Origin of the sequence: Citrobacter sp. wls714, assembly GCF_005281025.1 — a bacterium.
GTDB lineage: Bacteria > Pseudomonadota > Gammaproteobacteria > Enterobacterales > Enterobacteriaceae > Citrobacter > Citrobacter werkmanii.
Genome location: NZ_SZWZ01000031.1, coordinates 220,181 through 240,963, shown reverse-complemented (window position 1 = coordinate 240,963; position 20,783 = coordinate 220,181). Strand labels below are relative to the sequence as shown.

Sequence of the window (20,783 nt, the reverse complement as noted above, 5' to 3'; positions counted from 1 at the left end):
ATGAGGCTGTTATGCCGCATCCGGCAACCACGCTTACCCCAAATCCGCCATCAGCACTTTTGAGCGCCGCTGATAGTTGTACATCTCTTTCTTGCTTTCCGGCAGCAGGTCGATATCCACCGGCGTGAAGCCGCGCTCCTGGAACCAGTGGATGCTGCGGGTGGTCAGTACGAACAGCTTACTCAGCCCCATTTGCCGGGCCTGCGCGGCGATCCGCTCCAGCAATACTTCCCCGCGTGACGAACTACGGTAGTCCGGATGTACCGCCACACACGCCATTTCGCCAATCCTCTCTTCCGGGAAAGGGTACAGAGCGGCGCAGGCGATAGTCAGGTTATCGCGCTGAATAATGGTGAATTTGTCGATCTCCATTTCCAGTTGTTCGCGGGAGCGGCGGACCAGAATGCCTTGTTGTTCCAACGGACGGATGAGCTCCAGAATGCCGCCGATATCGTTAATGGTGGCGCGGCGAATTTGCTCGGCGCTTTCCATCACGATTTGCGTACCGATGCCATCGCGGGAGAACAGTTCCTGCAGCAAAGCGCCATCTTCCTGATAGCTGATCAGGTGGCAGCGGCGTACGCCACTGCGACAAGCTTTCACCGCACCGCGCAGGAAGCGCACCGTGCCTGAGCTGTAGTCACCTTTCTCTTCCTGTGACTCGACGCGCGCCTGGGCTTCGTTAGGGAACAATTCGGAAATGATATCGCCATCATCGTTGGTGACCCCCTGGGAGGAGCAAAAACCAATCATTTTCTCCGCTTTCAGTTTGATAGCCAACTGCGTGGCGACCTCTTCTGACGTCAGATTGAAGCTCTCACCGGTAACGGAAACGGCGACTGGTCCCATCAGGACTATCGCGCCACTGTCCAGTTGACGGTGAATGGCCTCTTCATCAATACGACGAATACGCCCGCTATGGCAGTAGTCCACGCCGTCATCAACGCCCAGCGGCTGGGAGATAATAAAATTCCCGCTGACCACATTGATATGCGCACCCTGCAATGGCGTATTATTCAGGCTCATCGACAGGCGAGCTGTAATATCAAGCTGAAGTAATCCCGCAGCCTGTTTGACCAGCTCCAGCGTTTTAGCGTCGGTGACGCGCGTATTTTTGTGGTACACCGGTTCATGATGATGCGCCGCAAGATTGGCATCAATCTGCGGTCGTGCGCCATAGACCACGACAAGGCGGATGCCGAGGCTATGAAGAAGCCCAATGTCATTGACGATACTGGAAAAGTTTTCATGCTCGATGGCTTCGCCGCCCAGCATAATGACAAACGTTTTTCCCCGATGGGTATTGATATAGGGAACAGAATGGCGGAATCCCTGTACCAGTTCGGTTCTACGCTCCTTCACCACGGCACACCCTCATTGCATGATTATTCGTAATTTGTGTATTTTTATTCTGTTTTGGCGCCGTGCGCAAGCGTAATTTTTACTCATGCCGCAGATTTTTTTCAGTAATGCCGTGAATATAAAAAGAATGTTTACCCTTTTATAGATGACAGATTATGCGTCATTCGCTAAAGTTTCCGGTCAATTCGGACGTTTTACGTATTACTTCAATAAAGATTTCTTTTGCTCGGGAGAAGCATGTCGGGATCCAATTCAGCAATCAGTCGCCGTCGTTTACTGCAAGGTGCGGGTGCTATGTGGCTTTTAAGCGTCAGTCAGGTCGGTCTGGCTGCCGTGAGTCAGGTCGTTGCCGTACGTATCTGGCCCGCGTCCAGTTATACCCGCGTCACGGTGGAATCTAACCGTTTGCTGAAATACAAACAGTTTGCCCTGAGTAATCCTGAGCGTGTGGTTGTCGATATTGAAGGCGTTAATTTGAACTCGGTGCTTAAGGGCATCGGCGCGCAGATTCGTCCTGACGATCCCTATATTAAGTCGGCGAGAGTCGGGCAATTTGACCCGCAGACCGTGCGGATGGTGTTCGAGCTGAAACAGAATGTGAAGCCGCAACTCTTTGCCCTGGCTCCCGTAGCCGGTTTTAAAGAGCGTCTGGTCATGGATCTTTATCCTGCCAATGCGCAGGATGTTCAGGATCCGCTGCTGGCGTTGCTGGAAGATTACAACAAGGGCGATCTGGATAAACAGGTGCCGCCTGCGCAAAGTGGTCCGCAGCCGGGTAAAGCGGGGCGCGATCGTCCGATTGTCATTATGCTGGATCCCGGGCACGGTGGAGAAGACTCCGGTGCGGTGGGGAAATACAAGACGCGTGAAAAAGATGTGGTACTGCAAATTGCCCGTCGCCTGCGAGCCCTTATTGAGAAAGAGGGCAACATGAAGGTCTTTATGACGCGTAATGAAGATATATTCATTCCGCTAAAAGTGCGTGTGGCGAAAGCGCAGAAACAGCGTGCGGACCTGTTTGTCTCTATTCACGCCGATGCCTTTACCAGCCGGCAACCCAGCGGATCGTCGGTGTTTGCGCTCTCCACGAAAGGGGCGACCAGTACCGCGGCAAAATATCTGGCCCAAACCCAGAACGCCTCGGATCTCATCGGTGGCGTTAGCAAAAGCGGTGACCGTTATGTCGACCACACCATGTTCGATATGGTGCAATCGCTGACCATCGCCGACAGCCTGAAGTTTGGCAAAGCGGTGCTGAATAAGCTCGGTAAAATTAACAACCTGCATAAGAATCAGGTTGAGCAAGCCGGGTTCGCGGTGCTGAAAGCGCCGGATATTCCCTCTATCCTCGTGGAGACGGCATTTATCAGTAACGTCGAAGAAGAGCGTAAGCTGAAGACGGCAACCTTCCAGCAGGAAGTGGCGGAGTCGATTCTGGCAGGGATTAAAGCCTACTTTGCCGATGGCGCGACGCTGGCGAGAAGGGGATAACAAAAAAGCGCTGAAAAGCGCTTTTTTTTACGAACGACAGATACAAAAAAACACCCGTTAAGGTGTTTAATATGTTGGTTGCGGGGGCCGGATTTGAACCGACGACCTTCGGGTTATGAGCCCGACGAGCTACCAGGCTGCTCCACCCCGCGTCCGTCTTTTTGCTTCGTATTTCAAACCACATCTGCGTTGGCTTTCCTCGTTCACCTCAGTCACTTACTGGAGTAAGCTCCTAAGGATTCACTGCGTCGCCGCCTTGCTGTGATTCGAACTACTTTGCAAAAATATTGCAGCAAATATGATTGGTTGCGGGGGCCGGATTTGAACCGACGACCTTCGGGTTATGAGCCCGACGAGCTACCAGGCTGCTCCACCCCGCGTCCGTCATTACTCTTCCATCGAGTAACGTTACTGCTTCTGATTTTAATTGGTTGCGGGGGCCAGATTTGAACTGACGACCTTCGGGTTATGAGCCCGACGAGCTACCAGGCTGCTCCACCCCGCGTCCGTCATTACTCTTCCATCGAGTAACGTTACTGCTTCTGATTTTAATTGGTTGCGGGGGCCAGATTTGAACTGACGACCTTCGGGTTATGAGCCCGACGAGCTACCAGGCTGCTCCACCCCGCGTCCGTGGATGCGCACTATACTCTGCTCGCATTTTCATGCAACCCTTTTTTCACCTTGATCACGTTTTAAGGGTGAAAATGAACAAAAACAACGTATTCTGGATTATTTTTTGCGCAAAATTTGCGTTCGGGTATGCATACGCATTTCATTAGGTACGGGGGTTTGTTATCTTCGTCTCACATTCAGGCAACATAAGACGAGAATAATGAAAGGACGTTGGGCAAAATATCTTCTGGCGGGAGCTGTCGTTGCGATGCTCGCCGCGTGTTCCTCAAAACCCACCGATCGTGGGCAGCAGTATAAAGACGGGAAATTTACCCAGCCTTTCTCTTTGGTGAACCAACCTGATGCGGTTGGCGCGCCAATCAATGCCGGTGATTTCGCCGAGCAGGTTAATCAAATCCGCAGCGCTTCGCCGCGTTTGTACGGTAACCAGAGCAACGTCTACAACGCTATCCAGCAATGGTTACGTGCGGGCGGTGATACGCGCAGCATGCGTCAGTTTGGTATTGACGCGTGGCAAATGGAAGGGGCGGACAACTACGGTAACGTCCAGTTTACGGGTTATTACACTCCGGTTATTCAGGCGCGCCACACGCGTCAGGGTGAGTTCCAGTATCCTATCTACCGCATGCCGCCAAAACGCGGGCGTTTACCGTCTCGTGCCGAGATCTACGCAGGCGCGCTAAGCGATAGTTACATTCTGGCGTACAGCAACTCCCTGATGGACAACTTTATTATGGATGTTCAGGGCAGTGGATATATCGATTTTGGCGACGGAAGCCCGCTTAACTTCTTTAGCTATGCCGGGAAAAACGGCCATGCCTATCGCAGTATCGGGAAGGTGTTGATCGACCGTGGCGAAGTGAAAAAAGAAGATATGTCGATGCAGGCCATTCGCCACTGGGGAGAAACGCACAGCGAGGCCGAAGTGCGTGAGCTGCTGGAGCAGAACCCATCGTTTGTCTTCTTTAAGCCGCAATCTTTTGCGCCGGTGAAAGGGGCCAGCGCGGTACCGCTGATTGGCCGTGCATCCGTGGCTTCTGATCGCAGTATCATTCCTGCGGGTACCACGTTACTGGCGGAAGTTCCCTTGCTGGATAATAACGGTAAGTTCACCGGTCAGTACGAACTGCGCCTGATGGTGGCGCTGGACGTGGGCGGTGCGATTAAAGGCCAGCACTTTGATATCTATCAGGGCATTGGCGCTGACGCCGGACATCGTGCCGGGTGGTATAATCACTACGGCCGCGTGTGGGTGCTGAAAACAGCAGCCAACGCGGGTAACGTGTTCAGCGGTTAATTGCTTGATGGCGGCAGCGCCATCCGGCAGTCATACTGCTCGGTATTAATGAATTTGAGGTTCTATGTCTGTGGTTATCAGTGACGCCTGGCGTCAGCGTTTTGGCGGCACGGCGCGGCTGTATGGCGAAAACGCGCTGCAGTTATTTGCCGGAGCGCATGTTTGCGTGGTCGGGATTGGCGGTGTGGGATCGTGGGCGGCGGAAGCGCTGGCGCGTACCGGCATTGGCGCGATTACGCTCATTGATATGGATGATGTTTGCGTCACCAATACTAACCGTCAGATCCATGCGCTGCGCGATAACGTTGGTTTAGCGAAAGCTGAGGTGATGGCGGAACGTATCCGCCAGATTAACCCGGAGTGCCGGGTGAACGTGGTCGATGATTTTGTTACGCCAGATAACGTTGCTGAATATATGAATGCGGGATTTTCGTATGTCATCGATGCGATTGACAGCGTGCGCCCGAAAGCGGCGCTCATTGCGTACTGTCGGCGCAATAAGATTCCGCTGGTAACCACCGGCGGTGCGGGCGGGCAGATCGATCCGACGCAGATTCATGTGGTTGATCTGGCAAAAACCATTCAGGATCCGCTGGCGGCCAAGCTGCGTGAGCGACTGAAGAGTGATTTTGGCGTGGTGAAAAACAGTAAAGGCAAGCTGGGCGTGGACTGCGTGTTCTCGACCGAGGCGCTGGTTTACCCGCAGGCAGATGGCTCGGTGTGTGCCATGAAGGCGACGGCGGAAGGGCCGAAACGTATGGATTGCGCCTCAGGGTTCGGCGCCGCCACCATGGTGACGGCTACCTTTGGCTTTGTTGCTGTTTCCCATGCGCTGAAGAAGATGATGGCGAAAGCGGCGCGCCAGAGTTGATTGTGTCGGATGGCGCTATGCTTATCCGACCTACGGTTCGTGCGGTGTTGTAGGCCGGATAATACGCATCAGCCGTTGTTATCCGGCTTGCCGGGCAGCATCAAGAATCGCCTCGTTCAGCGCATGCAGGCCCTGGCTCCGCGAGGCGCTGAGCTGCGCGCTTAACCCTAACTCGTCAAATAACGCCATGGGTGAATGCACCAGCAACTCCGTTGCGGTTTTACCTTCTGTGGCGGTGAGCAATACCGCCAACAGCCCGCGAACAATACGGCCTTCGCTGTCGCCGAAGAAATGCAGAGTGCCATTCTGGTGCAGGGTATATCCCAGCCAGACGCGGTTTTCGCATCCCGCAATCTCTTTTGCCTGCGCCCTTAGCGCCTCCGGCAGCGCCGGAAGCTGCTTGCCCAGCAGAATTAGCTGACGATATTTATCCTCCCACTGGGTGAGCGGGGCAAACGTAGTACGCAACGTATCTTCAGTTACGGTTGTGCCAAACGGGTGTCCGGCGAATAAAGGGCTTGTCATTAATCCACCAATATTTCCAGCGCGCGGTCAACGGCTGCGACCAACGCATCCACATCACTTTGCGTATTATAGGGCGCAAAAGAGGCGCGTAGGGTCCCGGATACGCCCAGCTCCGCCAGCAGTGGTTGTGCGCAGTGTTGCCCTGCGCGCAGCGCAATGCCATATTCGGCCAGCAGCGTCACCATATCACTGTGATGAACGCCAGCGAAATCAAAGGCTAACAGACTAGAGTCCTGACAACGGAAGGAACGAAAACCGGGACGTTTCGCCAGGGCGTCTTCTGCCAGCGTCGCCAGACCCCGGCTCCAGTTTTCGGCCTGCGCAACATCGACATCCGCCAGCCATTCGAGCGCCGCGCTTAACCCGATGACGCCAGCTACGTTAGGCGTACCGGCCTCCAGCTTCCAGGGGGCCGCCTGGGTAGTGAAACCGTCAAAGCTGACTTCGCTAATCATCTTGCCGCCGCCGAGCCACGGTGACATGGCTTCCAGTAATTCTGGCTTACCATACAGTACGCCAATACCGGTAGGGCCATACAACTTGTGGCCCGAGAAGGCATAGAAATCAATATCTAACTGCTGCACGTCGGCGGGGAAATGCACAATTCCCTGCGCGCCATCAACCATTACCACCATGCCAGCCGCATGGGCGAGCGTAATGGCGCGGGCTAAATCCGGACAACCACCGGTAACGTTCGACATCTGCCCCAGCGCCAGAATGCGACTGCGCGGAGTGATGAGTTCAACCAGACGCTCGACGTCCGGTAGCAAATGGGCGTTGAGCGGGAGTTTGACTACTCTGGCTCCCGTTTGCTCAGCCACCATCAGCCACGGAACGAGATTGGCATGATGTTCCGCCACGCTGACGATAATCTCATCGCCCGGCCGTAAGCGCGGACGCGCATAGCTTTGGGCAACCATATTGATAGCTTCCGTCGTGCCACGGGTCCAGACTATCGTTTTCTCATCCGGGGTGTTGATCAGGCGTGCGGCCTTTCCCCGTGCGGCCTCATAGCGCGCGGTCAGGCGTTGCGCTTCGGCAAACTGACTGCGATGCACGTTTCCGGCGCTCAGGCTATAGAATTGCTGGGTCGCCTCAATCACGGCTTGCGGCTTCAGTGCAGTAGCAGCGCTGTCGAGATAGACGCCGGCATCGTTGAGTGCGGGAAATTGCGCACGAAACTGCGCGGGATTAAATGCGTTCATGATCATCCTCAGTTCAATAAACCGATCGTCGCGCAAAACAGGCGCTGACACAAGAGTTGTGCTAACCATCGGAATACTCTGGATATCCTGGCAAAGTCCTCACAGTGTCTTATGCTAAATAGCGTTAGGCGAGCAATTTTGCCTGTTACGGAGTGTGTTTTTAATAGCATAAATCGCTTTAAGGAGAAGAAGATGAAAAAGACTGCCGCAATTATCTCTGCCTGTATGCTGACTTTTGCCCTGAGCGCCTGTTCTGGATCGAATTACGTGATGCACACCAACGATGGTCGATCAATCGTATCTGATGGCAAGCCACAGACTGACAATGAAACGGGAATGATTTCGTATAAAGACGCTAACGGCAACAAACAGCAGATCAACCGTACCGATGTGAAAGAGATGGTAGAACTGGATAACTAACCGGTCGCCATCGACATAAAGTCGGACAAAAAAAAGCACCGCAATTTGGCGGTGCTACATTAATCACTATGGACAGACAGGGTAAATGTACAGGAAGTGAAAAAGGGTAGCTTTGCTACCATGGTCTGAATCGCAGACCAATTGCAAACACAACAACACAACATCACAACCGTAAGCCAAAAGCCCACCAGAACACGCATTCCGATAAAACTTTTCGTTCCGGCTTCAGGAAGTGCCGCCACTATAGGTATTTGCTGGTAGAACCTCAACGGACAATTTATAATGGCTCAGATAAAAAAAACTAATAGGTTACAGCCTGTTAGATAATTGTTAAATTCATTTAACATCAAAGCCTAAAAGTCATGTCAAAACGATTACCACCCCTAAATGCATTGCGTGTTTTTGATGCTGCAGCGCGTCATTTGAGCTTTACCCGCGCAGCGGAAGAGCTTTTTGTGACGCAGGCCGCAGTAAGTCACCAAATCAAGTCACTCGAGGATTTCCTGGGGCTGAAGCTGTTTCGTCGACGCAATCGATCTCTGTTGTTAACAGAAGAAGGTCAAAGCTATTTCCTCGACATCAAAGAGATTTTTTCGCAATTAACTGACGCGACGCGTAAACTTCAGGCACGTAGTGCAAAAGGTGCGCTTACCGTTAGTTTATTGCCCAGTTTCGCGATCCAATGGCTGGTGCCCAGACTCTCTAGCTTTAACTCAGCTTATCCGGGAATCGATGTCAGGATCCAGGCGGTGGACCGTCAGGAAGACAAACTGGCTGATGATGTTGATGTGGCGATTTTCTACGGACGCGGCAACTGGCCGGGTCTGCGCGTTGAAAAATTGTACGCAGAATATTTATTGCCGGTCTGCTCGCCGCTGTTACTCACCGGTGATAAACCACTGAAGACGCCGGATGACCTGGCAAAACACACATTATTGCACGATGCATCGCGGCGTGACTGGCAAGCCTATACGCGCCAGCTTGGCCTGAATCATATCAACGTACAGCAGGGACCTATCTTCAGCCATAGCGCCATGGTGCTACAGGCTGCTATCCATGGACAGGGGATTGCGCTGGCGAATAACGTCATGGCGCAGTCCGAAATTGAAGCCGGACGTCTGGTCTGTCCGTTTAACGATGTTCTGGTCAGCAAAAACGCGTTTTATCTGGTTTGTCATGACAGTCAGGCAGAACTGGGTAAAATAGCCGCCTTCCGTCAGTGGATACTGGCGAAAGCGGCCTCGGAACAAGAAAAATTCCGCTTTCGTTATGAACAATAAATTACGTAGGGTATTAACATGACCAGCCGTTTTATGCTGATTTTTGCCGCCGTAAGTGGTTTTATCTTTGTGGCGTTGGGCGCCTTTGGGGCACATGTTCTGAGTAAAACTCTTGGTGTTGTAGAAATGGGTTGGATCCAGACTGGCCTTGAGTATCAGGCGTTTCATACGCTGGCTATCTTCGGGCTGGCCGTCGCCATGCAGCGACGCATTAGCATTTGGTTTTACTGGAGTAGCGTGTTCCTGGCATTAGGGACTGTGCTGTTTAGCGGCAGCCTGTATTGCCTCGCGCTCTCTCATTTACGCCTGTGGGCGTTTGTTACCCCCGTCGGCGGTTTCAGCTTCCTTGTGGGCTGGGCGCTGATGTTAGTGGGCGCTATTCGATTGAAACGTAAGGGCGTTAGCCATGAATAAGGTTGTATTGTTGTGTCGCCCGGGTTTTGAAAAAGAGTGCGCCGCAGAAATTACGGATAAAGCAGGACGTCGGGAAATCTTCGGTTTCGCCCGCGTTAAAGACAATGCGGGCTATGTGATCTTCGAATGCTATCAGCAGGACGATGCCGAAAAGTTAGTGAAAGAACTGCCGTTTAGCTCGCTGATTTTTGCCCGTCAGATGTTTGTTGTGGGCGAACTGCTGCAATATTTACCGCCGGAAGATCGTATTACGCCAATTGTCGGCATGTTGCAGGGCGTGGTGGAAAAAGGCGGCGATCTGCGGGTCGAAGTCGCCGACACCAATGAAAGCAAAGAGCTGGTTAAGTTCTGCCGTAAATTTACCGTACCGCTGCGCGCGGCGCTGCGTGAAGCGGGCGTACTGGCAAAATATGAAACACCGAAACGTCCGGTGGTTCATGTTTTCTTTATCGCCCCTGGCTGTTGTTATACCGGTTATTCCTGGCCTGACAATAACTCCCCGTTCTACATGGGGATTCCGCGCCTGAAGTTCCCGGCCGATGCGCCGAGCCGCTCAACGCTGAAGCTGGAAGAGGCGCTGCATGTGTTCATTCCAGAAGATGAGTGGGACGAGCGTCTGGCCAACGGCATGTATGCCGTGGATTTAGGCGCATGTCCGGGCGGTTGGACCTATCAACTGGTTAAACGCAACATGTGGGTTTATTCCGTGGATAACGGTCCGATGGCGCAAAGCCTGATGGATACAGGGCAGGTCACCTGGCTGCGCGAAGACGGATTTAAGTATCGCCCGAATCGTAACAACATCTCATGGATGGTGTGCGACATGGTGGAGAAGCCGGCGAAGGTTGCCGCGCTGATGGCACAGTGGCTGGTCAACGGCTGGTGTCGCGAGACGATCTTCAACCTCAAGCTGCCGATGAAAAAACGTTATGAAGAGGTATCGCAGAATCTGGCCTATATCCAGGCACAGCTTGATGAGCATGGCGTCAATGCCCAGATGCAGGCACGTCAGCTGTATCATGATCGGGAAGAAGTGACCGTACACGTGCGTCGTCTGTGGGCGGCCGTCGGCGGTCGTCGGGACGAGCGATAACGCTAAACATAGATCGGATGGCGGCGTAAACGTCTTATCCGGTCTATGTTGTTTCAGTCAGCTGTGTATCTGACACGATATGCGTCACATCATCCAGATGCCCAATCCGAGCCTCCCCGGAACGATTAAACTTACTTTTATCGATCAGCAATAAAGATTGCGATGCGCGCTTAAGCAGAATGGATTTGAATTCTGCGTTGGTGGCATTGGAGTCCCAGAGCGCGCCATCGCTGTCGATCCCTTCGCAGGAAAAAATAAACAGATCGATATCGAGGGATTTTAGCTGCGAGATGAGCGCGGAATTAACATAACAGCCATATTTACGTTCAAGGCGGCCGCCAGAGCTGATGAGCTGAATGTGTTCGCGTTTAGCTAATTCCTGGCAAATGGGTTGGCTGTTGGTGAAAACGAGAATGTCGATGTCCGGTAGCTGACGCGCCAGATACCAGCAGGTTGAGCTGGCGTCTAAGGCGATCACCATTCCTTCTTCAATCCATGCCAGCGCTTCCCGCGCAATATCCGCTTTGTGCGCATAGTGACTTTTGAGTCGAATATGAAACGGGTCGCCACTGTCCTGATTTTTCCGGTGAATGGCCTTGGCCCGCCCGTGATTGCGTAGCACTTTGCCCTGGGTTTGTAATTCACTGAGATCGCGGCGGATGGTCTCTTTGCTGACGTTTAGCTGCAAAGACAGGGCTTCGGTTGTCAGGCTTTTGTGGTGGGTAAGCAGATCTACAATTGCCTGCTGGCGCGCCGCTTTCATGTTCTGATCCTCATCTTATGCAGAATGCCCGTATCAGACGGGCATTCTGACCAGAGATTATGGCGTTACCCCTTTTTTTAAAAGAATATTCCCGTACTTTGCCCGCTCTCCTGTGATAACGATCGCAAAAGCCTTTTGCGCGCGTTCGTAAAAGGCATAGCGGTCAATACGCGTGATGTCGGGGCAGGGGGCCTGCAAGGAAAGCGTCTGACGATAGCGAGCCTCGACGTCAGGATCGAGAGCGTCGCCTTCTACTGCGGCCATCATCACCAGCGGCGGGGCGTAGTTGTCCAGTTCAAAAAGCGGAATAATCGCCTGCAGCAGATCGCTGACCAGCAGACCGTCGGCGCGAATCACCTGCGGTCCCATGCTGTGAGCCGGAAAATGGGCATCGGAAAAGATAATCTCATCGCCGTGACCCATCTCAGCCAGCACCTTCAGCAGGTCGGGAGAAATTAAGGGTGATATCGTTTTGAGCATGTTACTCGACTCCTGTCAGTTCGGATTCGGTTTGCGGATAGAAGTAACGGTACTGGTAGCGCACCTGGGCACGAGCCTGTTCCGGGGAGGTAAATTCACCCATACCTGACCAGGCAAACATCGCGGCGCCTGCCACAGTGGTTTCGGCGTCATCCAGCACTTTTACAGGGATCCCGAGAACGTTCGCTTTAATCTGGTTCCACAATGCGTTGCGGCTGCCCCCGCCAACCAATAACAATTCAGAGGCCTGGAAATGACCGATTTTTTCCAGCGTGTGCAAATTCCGCTGCAACTGTTCTGTCAGTCCTTCCAGCGCGGCGCGATAAAAATGCCCGCGGGTGGTATTGAGCGTAACCCCTTGCCAGCCCGCATTCTGAGAGGCCAGCAGGTTGCAGTGCATCTTGACGCCTTCTGCGCCAGCAGGAATGGACCGGGCTTCGTCAATCAGCGTCTGCCAGGGCGTTTCGGCAGTCCAAAACAGCTTACGTACCCATTCGAGTACGCCGGAGGCCAGCCACTGCATGCCGGGATTGTACAGTCCGGCCTGGCTATCTAATTCACAAGTGGAACCCGCATAACGGCTGAGCAGAGAGGTGTCCACCTGCGCACTGCGCACCATCAGAATTTCCCATGTACCGGAAGAAAGCACCGGTTCGTCTGGCTGAGCTCCCGCACCAAACAGCGCAAACTGCGTGTCGTGCCCGGCAGATATCACCGGAATACCCACTGGCAGCCCGAGCAGGCTGGCGGCCTCGTGTTGCAGTGCCCCAATCTGTTCGCCCGCTTCCACCAGACGTGGAAACAGTCGGCGCGGTATGCCGGTTGCCTGCAAAATGTCATCACTGAAATCGCGCTGCTGGATGTTCAGCATCTGGCTGGTGCCCGCCATAGTGATATCTGTGGTGAACTTGCCGGTTAAACGGTGGTTAATAAGCGACGAAATAAACAGCCAGGCGTGTGCCTGTTCGAGCAGTTGTGGATGGTTTTCTTTCAGCCACACCAGTTTATACAGCGTGTTGAAGCTGAACGCGCCGACGCCGGAGATTTCCTGCAGTTGCTGGGGCGACATGTAGCGATGGATGTTTTCCATCACTGCTGCGGTGCGCGGGCACTTCCAACTGATTACCGGATATAACTGCCTGCCGTGTTGATCGACCAGCGCACCGTCTACGCCGAAGGTGGTGACGGCGATCCCGCAGATACGGCAATTGGCCAGTTGCGTGGAGAGCCGCTGACAGCAGTCGGCGAAGCGTTGCAAAATGGCTTCCAGCGACCACTGATGCCAGGCGCCATTCTCCGCGGCAATATCACTGGCGTTGGGCGTTGAGGCGCGGGCGATAATTTTTCCCTGTTGGTCAACGGCAATGGCCCGCACGTTGGTTGCGCCACAATCGAGGACCAGAATAACGTCTTGTTTCATAATCGCTCCCGAGACGTTGCCGGATGGCGGCGTAAACGCCTTATCCGGCCTACACGTTGTGCTCCTGTAGGCCCGGTAAGCTTGCGCCACCGGGCGGAGTCGCATTAACGCTTATACAGCGGGCCGTAGTTTTGGCAGGCACGATAATCTTGGCCTTCGCTATCCATACCGTGGGCCGCCCAGGCTGAAGGACGATAGATTTTTTCGTCTTCCACGTTGTGCATGCAAACCGGAATACGCAGCATGGCGGCAAGCGTAATAAAGTCTGCGCCGACGTGACCAATCGTCAGCACACCGTGGTTTGCACCCCAGTTAGCCATGACGGAATAGACATCGCTGAATGGACCTTTACCGGTTAAGCGCGGGGCAAACCAGGTGGTCGGCCAGGTCGAGTTGGTACGCGCATCAAGCTGAGCATGCACCTCTTTTGGTAACTCCACGCTCCAGCCTTCGGCGATTTGCAGTACCGGTCCTAACCCTTTGATAATATTGATGCGAGTCATGGTGAATGGCACACCGCCCTCGGTCAGGAAGCGAGAGGAATAACCGCCGCCGCGGAAGTATTCGTGAATAGCCGGACACCATTCGGTCGCCGCCAGACAATCATCAGCCTCTTTCTGTGAGATTTCCCAGTGCGGCTTCATGGTTGGTTTCCCTTCGCCATCGCGCTGCTTGCAGGAACCATCCAGTGCAGCCGAGCCGGAGTTAATCAGGTGAATAATGCCGTGCTCAGCCAGCCCGGTCAGCGGTTTACCCGTGACACGCTCCACCGCCTCTGGCGACCAGAAGGTGCGCACATCAGCAAAAACCTGTGCTGTACCGGTGAGCTGGTGACCAAACAGCATCGCTACGCCGTTGAGACTGTCGTTTTCAGTCGCGACAACGAACGGCTCACGCACGCCATTCCAGTCGAAGGAGCTATTCAGCAGTGCTTCGGCAGTGTCGCCGTTTGGATATTGATCCGTCCAGTGACGCTGGCCCTGGAATCCCGCGGCAATCGCGTTGTAACCCAGCGATTCTTCAACACGACCTTTGTCTGCCAGTTTCTGATTGCCTTGCATCATGTCGCGGATGCACATCGCCATCAGCAGGCTTTCTTTCAGTACTGCGCGGCTCTGTTCTTCGTTACGCTTATACTGTTGCGCGTTCTGATCTTCGCCGTAGCGGAAATGTTTGTCTGCCCACGCCAGTGCGATATCCAGTTCAGCTTCGTCATAAATTTTCTGGTCAATTCGACGGCGAAGTTCAGTCATATCAACAGGTTGAACCTTCATTCCCAGCCAGGATTCAAAGAAGTTATGATCGACAATAGAACCGGCGATGCCCATAGAAACGCCGCCTACGGATAAATAGCTTTTACCTTTCATACTGGCAACGGCTAAGCCCGCCCGGGTGAAACGCAGCAGTTTTTCTTCGACGTCGGCGGGGATGGTGGTGTCGCCGGCATCCTGTACGTCGTGACCGTAAATGGAGAACGCGGGCAGACCTTTTTGATTATGCGCAGCCAGCGCGGCAGCAAGATAAACGGCGCCAGGGCGTTCTGTGCCGTTAAAGCCCCAGATAGCTTTCGGACGCATCGGATCCATGTCGATGGTTTCGCTGCCGTAGCACCAGCAAGGGGTAACGGTAATCGTTACGCCAACATTTTGGCTGCTGAACTTTTCTTCACAGGCTGCGGATTCCGCCAGACCGGCAATACAGGTGTCGGCAATTACACATTCAATTTGTGCGCCACAGGCATGGCGAAGTTTTTCCGTAATAAGCGCGGCGGTGGCTTTCGCCATATTCATGGTTTGCTCTTCAAGCGACTCACGTACCCCCATACGACGACCATCAATAACCGGGCGGATACCAATCTTCGGTAAGCTATTTTTTCTCATTCGAGGTTCCTCATCTCACTTTGTGCCGTGCTGCAAAAGCGGATGTTGGACACCACTGTCGCAGTTGGCTGAATTACCAATTTTTGCTAACTCGAGTTAGCTTAGGTATTGGAGAGTTTTTTACACAACTTTTTTGTTATGGAACTGTGAGAGGCTTCACGAGAAGTGGTTAAAATTCGATCTGCGTCAAATAAACAAATACGCATATTTTAATAAAAATCTTTTTAAATCATAAACATATAATAAATTGTCTGTTCAGCATCACAGTTTTAAACCAAATGATTTGGCTAATTTGAGTAGCTAAAATAGCTTTAAAAGGCACTTCGCTAACTCGAGTTAGCATGATTGATAAAACGCATATGAACTTGTAAGTAGTATTCGCATTAACGGTGACGATGGCTCTCTGGCAATCTTGTTTTCGCCTGATTCACTGATTGCAGTTTCTGTATATTGAGGAAAGCAGCAATGTCTGAAACATTTTTACAGATGAGTCATATTACGAAACGTTTTCCCGGCGTATTAGCGTTGAGTAATGTGGATTTTGCTTTACGCAAAGGTGAAGTTCATGCGCTGCTGGGTGAGAATGGCGCAGGAAAGTCTACGTTGATGAAGATCTTATCCGGTGTTTATCAGCCTGATGAAGGGGATATTATTTTTGAGGGGCAGTCGGTTACTTTCGCTAACCCGTTAAGTGCACAAAGTGCAGGTATCACGATTATTCATCAGGAATTTAACCTCTTCCCTGAACTCACCGTTGAAGAAAATATATTTATTGGCAGGGAGTTTTGCAAAAATAATCGCTGGCGTCTGGATGAAAAACAACAGCGACAGGCTGCTATCGATATTTTGCAAAAGTTAAACCTGAATATCGCGCCAGATACGCTGGTTGCCGATTTGACCGTTGCTCAACAACAAATGGTTGAGATAGCTAAAGCGATATCGGTCAATGCCAAGATTCTTATTATGGACGAACCTACGGCAGCACTTACGGAAACGGAAATCGACAGCTTATTTCAGGTAACCCGTTTATTGAAAGAACAGGGGACTGGCATTGTTTACATCTCGCACCGACTGGAGGAGCTGGCGCTGATAGCCGATCGCGCTACGGTAATGCGCGATGGGCAGTTTATTGCCACCGTGGATTATGATGCGGTCAAAATTAGCGACCTGATTGCCATGATGGTCGGGCGCGACCTCGGTAATATTTATCCTCGCCGTAAACCTTTGGCTCAACGTAAGCCCGTGTTGGAAGTGAGTGGGCTAACGCGCAATGGTGTATTGAACAATATCGATTTCACGCTTTACCAAGGAGAAATCCTGGGCTTCGCCGGCCTGATGGGCGCAGGGCGTACTGAGCTGGCACGGGCGATTTTTGGCGCGGATCCCATTGATGGTGGAACCCTCAAGCTGAACGGTAAAGTTACGGTGATTAAAGATATTCCTGATGCTATCCAACAGGGTATCAGCTATTTAACCGAGGACAGGAAAAAAGAGGGGCTGGCATTAGGACTGTCCGTTGAGCGCAATATTATGTTGGGCAATTACCCTGAGTATTCCGATCGTTTTGGCAATGTGGACAGCACACGTTGCCAGAAAACCAGCGAGGAACAGGTTAAAGCCCTACGCATTAAAACACCACATTTAGAGCAAGCTGCCTTGAATTTAAGTGGTGGTAATCAGCAGAAAATTATTATTGCCCGATGGGTGTGTAAAGACACCGATATTCTCATCTTTGATGAACCCACTCGCGGGATTGATGTGGGGGCCAAACTTGAAATTTATGAATTAATGAATCGGCTGGTGGCAAAAGGGAAATCAATTATCATGATCTCCTCTGAATTACCGGAAGTGCTGGGTATGTGCGATCGCATTTTAGTAATGCGTAATGGGCGTATTACCGGAGAGCTAGCTTCTGATGACGCCACACAAGAAAAAATCATGCAATATGCGACGTTAGAGGACTAACTTATGACTATCTCTGTAACCTCTTCAGACAGCAATAATAAGAAAATAAAAATTAACAAAGAACTTTTAATGCGCCTTGCGCCACTTTTAAGTCTGATTATTTTGGTGATATTTTTTAGTTTTGGTTCGCCATTTTTCTTTAACACTGAAAACATTATGACAATTGCCCTGCAAACCTCGGTGATTGGCATTATGGCGATTGGCGTTACCTTCGTCATTATCACTTCAGGGATCGACCTTTCTCTCGGTTCAGTCGTGGCATTTTCTGGTGTCGCGGTAGGTATCTGCGCCACGCTAGGTCTGCCTCTGCCCGTCTGTATTTTTGCGGGTGTACTGGCTGGAGGATTATGCGGCTATATCAATGGTCTACTGGTCACCAAAATGACTATCCCGCCTTTTATCGCCACGCTGGGTCTAATGATGTCCGTCAGAGGTATCAATATGGTGATGACCGATGGCCGCGCGATTTACTTCGCTGATTACCCCACCTTCAAAATGCTGGCCCAGGGACGGTTGTTTGATGTGCTGCCATATCCTGTCTTTTACCTGGTGGTGGTGGCGCTCATCGCCGCGTACATCCTGAAGAAAACGGTGATAGGCCGCTATGTTTACGCAGTGGGCAGTAATGAGGTGGCGGCACATCTTTCCGGGATTAAAGTGCAACGCGTGAAAATTTTCGTCTACGCCTTTTGTGGTCTGCTGACCGGGATTGCCGGGGTCATTCTGGCTTCTCGTTTGAACTCTGGTCAGCCGACGGTCGGCGTGGGTTATGAGCTGGAAGCCATCGCGGCGGTCGTTATTGGCGGTACCAGCCTGATGGGCGGGATTGGCACCATCGGCGGCACTATCATTGGCGCATTCATTATGAGCGTGTTGAAAAATGGTCTGAACCTGATGGGAGTTTCCCAGTTCTGGCAAATGGTGGCCATGGGTGTAGTGGTCATTGCAGCGGTTTATCTCGACACATTACGCAAAAAAATTCGTTGATTTACGCTCCCGGAAGTCACGGGACATCATAACCCTGACGTTTAGGGTGACTCACTCAGAACGGAGTAAAACAATGAGAACCAGGAATTTTGTCTATGCGTTATCCCTGCTGGCCTGTATGACATCCAGCGTTTTGGCTAAAGATATGAATCTTCCCGTGGTCAGTAAAGGTTTCCAGCATGAATTCTGGCAAACCGTAAAAATGGGGACGGAAGCGGCAGCAAAAGAGTTGGGTGACAAAACCAGCTATGTGGGCCCGGCGGATGAAACTCAGATTGCCGAGCAGATTCAGTTAGTTGAAAACGCGATGGCGCAAAAACCCAATGGACTATTGCTGGCCGCGTTAGATGCCAATGCGCTGGCACCATTAGTTGAGACCGCAAATTCACGCGGCATTAAAGTTGTGACCTTTGACTCCGGTGTGAATTCTGATATTCCGGTCAGTTTTGTCGCCACGAATAACCGTAAAGCCGGGGCTGAAGCGGCAGACGCGTTGGCAGCAGAAGTGGGCAGCAAAGGAAAAGTGGGCATTATTGCGCACGTAGCAGGGACCTCCTCAGCGATTGAGCGTTCAGAAGGGTTTATTGCCCGCATGAAGGAAAAATATCCGGATATCCAGGTGCTACCAGTCCAGTACAGCGATGGCGATCCGCAAAAAGCGATGGATAAAACCATCGATATGATCCAGGCCAACCCGGATATTGCAGGGATTTATGGCACTAATGAAGGCTCAACGCTCGGCGTAGCAAACGCAATTGATAGTCAAAACCTGAAAGGTAAAGTGAAGGTGATTGGTTTTGATAGCACCGAGGCCATTATTGCCTTCCTGAAGTCCGGAGTGATTCAGGGCTTTGTTGTGCAGGACGCCTACCAGATTGGCTATCAGGGTATCAAGACGCTGAATGCGGCGGTATCCGGTCAGTCTGTACCAAAAGAGATTGATATTCCGGTTAAATTCGTTAGTGCGAAGAACATTGATACCCCAGAAATTGACAAGCTGTTACACCCATTCGGTAAAAAATAAGAGCGTTGGGGCGAGGTACTCGCCCCACTATTAGCTAACGTCAGGGAGTTACTATGAGCAGTGGATATTTCCTCGGTGTGGATGTCGGCTCTGCCAGTGTCAGGGCGGGGGTTTTCGATGCCAGCGGCAAACGCCTGGCCTTTGCGACACGCCCTATCTCGCAGTTTCGACCCGGCCCCGCTCGGGTTGAGCAGTCATCTGCAGAAATCTGGCAGCAGGTTTGCGATGCGGTTAAGGGGGCGGTATCGTCATCCGGGATCTGCATTGAGGATATCCGTTCACTGGGATTCGATGCCACTTGTTCATTGGTGGCTCTCGACGAGCAAGGGCAGGGCCTGGCGGTTTCACCAGGCGAACCATCAGACCATAACATCATCATGTGGATGGACCATCGCGCGGTGCAGGAAGCTCAGCATATTAACGCTACGCAGGATCCGGCTCTGCGTTACGTTGGCGGTGAAGTCAGCGTCGAAATGGAGCTTCCCAAGGTGCTGTGGCTAAAAAAACACTTTCCTGCAACCTGGCACAGTGCGCATCGTTTTTACGATTTGGCTGACTACCTTGTCTGTAAAGCCACCGGGAGTGACGTGGCCGGTCTGTGTACGCTGACCTGTAAATGGAACTATCTGGCCCATGAACAACGCTTTAGCCACTCTCTGCTCGACGCCGTAGAGTTAACGGATTTAACGGGCAAAATTCCGTCGCATATTCTTCCGCCTGGTGCCGCCGTGGGAACGCTTAGCGCCGACGCGGCCCAGGCGTTGGGGCTGACGACTGCAGTTGTCGTCGCCAGTGGGATGATTGATGCCCATGCAGGCGGTTTGGCGCTTGCTGGCGTTGAGCCTGCGGGAACGTTAGCGTTGATTAGCGGAACGTCAAACTGCCATATGCTGTGCAGCGAACAGGAAATTTATACGCCGGGCGTATGGGGACCGTATTGGTCTGCCATGCTGCCGGGCTACTGGTTGACGGAGGGAGGGCAAAGCGCCGCTGGGGCATTGGTCGACTGGACGCTCCAGGAATCAGGGGCGAGTGCGGAGCTGTTTCATAAGGCCGAGGCGCGGGGTTGCCATCCGATCGTTTTAGTCAACGAATGGGTTGCGGAACTTGAGAGGAAGGAGTCTGAACCTGGTCGTTATTTGCATGTGCTGGCCGATCACCATGGCAATCGCTCCCCCCGCGCGCGACCCGATGCCCGGGGCAGCGTCTGCGGCTTGACTCTTGAGCGAGGCGAGATGCAGGTGGCTCGCCTGTACCTGGCGACATTACAGGCGATTGCCTGCGGTACGCGGCACATTATGGAAGTGATGCGTGAAAACGGCCATACCATTTCCCGATTGGCGCTGTGCGGCGGCGCAACGCATAACCCGCTGTGGATGCGGGAGTATGCCGATGCTACCGGATGCGATATTCATCTTATGCAGGAGGAAGATGCAGTGACGCTAGGGGCAGCTATCACCGGCGCGGTAGCAAGCGGCGCGTGGGCAAATATTCCATCTGCATGCCAGGCGATGGTTCGCTCCGGCGAGGTTATTAAGGCTAATCCGGCACGGCGGGACTTCTATGAGCGCAAATACCAGGTCTATCTGATGATGTGGGATCAGCAGCAGGCGATTAACCAGCTTATGCAGTAAGACAAAAGTTTAAAATACTTTTATGATTGGAGATTG

18 protein-coding genes and 4 tRNA genes are annotated in these 20,783 nt (G+C 52.5%); 11 read left to right on the top strand and 11 right to left on the bottom strand.

The window, feature by feature from the left end:
• Positions 1-33: 33 nt before the first annotated feature.
• A complete protein-coding gene (gene argA / locus FDX11_RS08045) occupies positions 34-1,365 on the bottom strand; it encodes an amino-acid N-acetyltransferase (RefSeq protein WP_061382378.1) in 1,332 nt (443 codons plus the stop codon).
• A gap of 234 nt (positions 1,366-1,599) precedes the next feature.
• Between argA and amiC the strand changes: the two genes are divergently transcribed.
• Positions 1,600-2,853, top strand: a complete 1,254-nt coding sequence (gene amiC, locus FDX11_RS08040) for an N-acetylmuramoyl-L-alanine amidase AmiC (protein ID WP_042310761.1) — start codon at positions 1,600-1,602, stop codon at positions 2,851-2,853.
• A 75-nt stretch (positions 2,854-2,928) separates the two neighbouring features.
• Here the strand turns inward: amiC and FDX11_RS08035 are convergent.
• From FDX11_RS08035 to FDX11_RS08020, 4 genes are all read right to left on the bottom strand, one after another.
• A tRNA-Met gene (locus FDX11_RS08035) sits at positions 2,929-3,005 on the bottom strand.
• A gap of 151 nt (positions 3,006-3,156) precedes the next feature.
• Positions 3,157-3,233 (bottom strand) — tRNA-Met (locus FDX11_RS08030).
• Positions 3,234-3,281: 48 nt separating this feature from the next.
• Positions 3,282-3,358, bottom strand: a tRNA-Met gene (locus FDX11_RS08025).
• A gap of 48 nt (positions 3,359-3,406) precedes the next feature.
• A tRNA-Met gene (locus FDX11_RS08020) sits at positions 3,407-3,483 on the bottom strand.
• 205 nt (positions 3,484-3,688) lie between these two features.
• On the opposite strand from FDX11_RS08020, the gene mltA reads away from it, so the two are divergent.
• Together mltA and tcdA are read left to right on the top strand one after the other, a co-directional pair.
• Positions 3,689-4,786: a murein transglycosylase A gene (mltA, locus tag FDX11_RS08015; RefSeq protein ID WP_137397729.1), complete on the top strand. Its 1,098-nt coding sequence runs from the start codon at positions 3,689-3,691 to the stop codon at positions 4,784-4,786.
• 64 nt (positions 4,787-4,850) lie between these two features.
• On the top strand, positions 4,851-5,657 hold the full coding sequence (gene tcdA, locus FDX11_RS08010) for a tRNA cyclic N6-threonylcarbamoyladenosine(37) synthase TcdA (RefSeq protein ID WP_137397728.1): 807 nt from the start codon (positions 4,851-4,853) through the stop codon (positions 5,655-5,657).
• A gap of 78 nt (positions 5,658-5,735) precedes the next feature.
• Here the strand turns inward: tcdA and csdE are convergent, their stop codons facing one another.
• Both csdE and csdA read right to left on the bottom strand, forming a co-directional pair.
• Positions 5,736-6,182 (bottom strand): cysteine desulfurase sulfur acceptor subunit CsdE, encoded by a 447-nt coding sequence (gene csdE / locus FDX11_RS08005; RefSeq protein WP_061382377.1) that lies wholly within the window; start codon positions 6,180-6,182, stop codon positions 5,736-5,738.
• Positions 6,182-7,387, bottom strand: a complete 1,206-nt coding sequence (gene csdA, locus FDX11_RS08000; protein WP_137349456.1) for a cysteine desulfurase CsdA — start codon at positions 7,385-7,387, stop codon at positions 6,182-6,184. Before csdA ends, csdE begins: the two co-directional genes overlap by 1 nt.
• Positions 7,388-7,579: 192 nt before the next feature.
• On the opposite strand from csdA, the gene FDX11_RS07995 reads away from it, so the two are divergent.
• The 4 genes from FDX11_RS07995 (at position 7,580) to rlmM (ending at position 10,594) form a co-directional block, all read left to right on the top strand.
• Positions 7,580-7,807, top strand: coding sequence for a YgdI/YgdR family lipoprotein (locus FDX11_RS07995; RefSeq protein WP_016154261.1), 228 nt, complete (start codon positions 7,580-7,582; stop codon positions 7,805-7,807).
• A gap of 362 nt (positions 7,808-8,169) precedes the next feature.
• Positions 8,170-9,087 (top strand): glycine cleavage system transcriptional regulator GcvA, encoded by a 918-nt coding sequence (gene gcvA, locus FDX11_RS07990; protein ID WP_038633269.1) that lies wholly within the window; start codon positions 8,170-8,172, stop codon positions 9,085-9,087.
• 18 nt (positions 9,088-9,105) lie between these two features.
• Positions 9,106-9,501, top strand: a complete 396-nt coding sequence (locus tag FDX11_RS07985; protein ID WP_003034037.1) for a DUF423 domain-containing protein — start codon at positions 9,106-9,108, stop codon at positions 9,499-9,501.
• A complete protein-coding gene (gene rlmM, locus FDX11_RS07980) occupies positions 9,494-10,594 on the top strand; it encodes a 23S rRNA (cytidine(2498)-2'-O)-methyltransferase RlmM (protein ID WP_038633266.1) in 1,101 nt (366 codons plus the stop codon). Before FDX11_RS07985 ends, rlmM begins: the two co-directional genes overlap by 8 nt.
• 43 nt (positions 10,595-10,637) lie before the next feature.
• Here the strand turns inward: rlmM and fucR are convergent, their stop codons facing one another.
• The 4 genes from fucR to fucI all read right to left on the bottom strand — a co-directional run bounded on the left by fucR (position 10,638) and on the right by fucI (position 15,137).
• Complete coding sequence (gene fucR / locus FDX11_RS07975) at positions 10,638-11,357, bottom strand: L-fucose operon activator (RefSeq protein ID WP_079226050.1); 720 nt, start codon at positions 11,355-11,357, stop codon at positions 10,638-10,640.
• A 57-nt stretch (positions 11,358-11,414) separates the two neighbouring features.
• The gene (fucU, locus tag FDX11_RS07970) at positions 11,415-11,837 is read right to left on the bottom strand and encodes an L-fucose mutarotase (protein WP_137397727.1); all 423 of its coding nucleotides are present in this window, start codon (positions 11,835-11,837) and stop codon (positions 11,415-11,417) included.
• A gap of 1 nt (position 11,838) precedes the next feature.
• Positions 11,839-13,257, bottom strand: a complete 1,419-nt coding sequence (fucK, locus tag FDX11_RS07965) for an L-fuculokinase (protein WP_137397726.1) — start codon at positions 13,255-13,257, stop codon at positions 11,839-11,841.
• A 104-nt stretch (positions 13,258-13,361) separates the two neighbouring features.
• Positions 13,362-15,137, bottom strand: coding sequence for an L-fucose isomerase (fucI, locus tag FDX11_RS07960; protein ID WP_061382374.1), 1,776 nt, complete (start codon positions 15,135-15,137; stop codon positions 13,362-13,364).
• 465 nt (positions 15,138-15,602) lie between these two features.
• Between fucI and FDX11_RS07955 the strand changes: the two genes are divergently transcribed.
• The 4 genes from FDX11_RS07955 (at position 15,603) to FDX11_RS07940 (ending at position 20,747) form a co-directional block, all read left to right on the top strand.
• Positions 15,603-17,102: a sugar ABC transporter ATP-binding protein gene (locus FDX11_RS07955; protein WP_137397725.1), complete on the top strand. Its 1,500-nt coding sequence runs from the start codon at positions 15,603-15,605 to the stop codon at positions 17,100-17,102.
• A 3-nt stretch (positions 17,103-17,105) separates the two neighbouring features.
• A complete protein-coding gene (locus tag FDX11_RS07950) occupies positions 17,106-18,089 on the top strand; it encodes an ABC transporter permease (RefSeq protein WP_042310741.1) in 984 nt (327 codons plus the stop codon).
• A 73-nt stretch (positions 18,090-18,162) separates the two neighbouring features.
• The gene (locus FDX11_RS07945) at positions 18,163-19,113 is read left to right on the top strand and encodes an ABC transporter substrate-binding protein (RefSeq protein ID WP_003034057.1); all 951 of its coding nucleotides are present in this window, start codon (positions 18,163-18,165) and stop codon (positions 19,111-19,113) included.
• Positions 19,114-19,166: 53 nt separating this feature from the next.
• Positions 19,167-20,747: an FGGY-family carbohydrate kinase gene (locus tag FDX11_RS07940; RefSeq protein ID WP_137397724.1), complete on the top strand. Its 1,581-nt coding sequence runs from the start codon at positions 19,167-19,169 to the stop codon at positions 20,745-20,747.
• The last annotated feature ends 36 nt before the right edge of the window (positions 20,748-20,783 follow it).

Coding starts and splice junctions, on each gene's coding strand:
- amiC (WP_042310761.1), top strand. CDS start 1,600: ATGTCGGGATCCAATTCAGCAATCAGTCGCCGTCGTTTACTGCAAGGT.
- mltA (WP_137397729.1), top strand. CDS start 3,689: ATGAAAGGACGTTGGGCAAAATATCTTCTGGCGGGAGCTGTCGTTGCG.
- tcdA (WP_137397728.1), top strand. CDS start 4,851: ATGTCTGTGGTTATCAGTGACGCCTGGCGTCAGCGTTTTGGCGGCACG.
- csdE (WP_061382377.1), bottom strand. CDS start 6,182: ATGACAAGCCCTTTATTCGCCGGACACCCGTTTGGCACAACCGTAACT.
- csdA (WP_137349456.1), bottom strand. CDS start 7,387: ATGAACGCATTTAATCCCGCGCAGTTTCGTGCGCAATTTCCCGCACTC.
- FDX11_RS07995 (WP_016154261.1), top strand. CDS start 7,580: ATGAAAAAGACTGCCGCAATTATCTCTGCCTGTATGCTGACTTTTGCC.
- gcvA (WP_038633269.1), top strand. CDS start 8,170: ATGTCAAAACGATTACCACCCCTAAATGCATTGCGTGTTTTTGATGCT.
- FDX11_RS07985 (WP_003034037.1), top strand. CDS start 9,106: ATGACCAGCCGTTTTATGCTGATTTTTGCCGCCGTAAGTGGTTTTATC.
- rlmM (WP_038633266.1), top strand. CDS start 9,494: ATGAATAAGGTTGTATTGTTGTGTCGCCCGGGTTTTGAAAAAGAGTGC.
- fucR (WP_079226050.1), bottom strand. CDS start 11,357: ATGAAAGCGGCGCGCCAGCAGGCAATTGTAGATCTGCTTACCCACCAC.
- fucU (WP_137397727.1), bottom strand. CDS start 11,837: ATGCTCAAAACGATATCACCCTTAATTTCTCCCGACCTGCTGAAGGTG.
- fucK (WP_137397726.1), bottom strand. CDS start 13,257: ATGAAACAAGACGTTATTCTGGTCCTCGATTGTGGCGCAACCAACGTG.
- fucI (WP_061382374.1), bottom strand. CDS start 15,137: ATGAGAAAAAATAGCTTACCGAAGATTGGTATCCGCCCGGTTATTGAT.
- FDX11_RS07955 (WP_137397725.1), top strand. CDS start 15,603: ATGTCTGAAACATTTTTACAGATGAGTCATATTACGAAACGTTTTCCC.
- FDX11_RS07950 (WP_042310741.1), top strand. CDS start 17,106: ATGACTATCTCTGTAACCTCTTCAGACAGCAATAATAAGAAAATAAAA.
- FDX11_RS07945 (WP_003034057.1), top strand. CDS start 18,163: ATGAGAACCAGGAATTTTGTCTATGCGTTATCCCTGCTGGCCTGTATG.
- FDX11_RS07940 (WP_137397724.1), top strand. CDS start 19,167: ATGAGCAGTGGATATTTCCTCGGTGTGGATGTCGGCTCTGCCAGTGTC.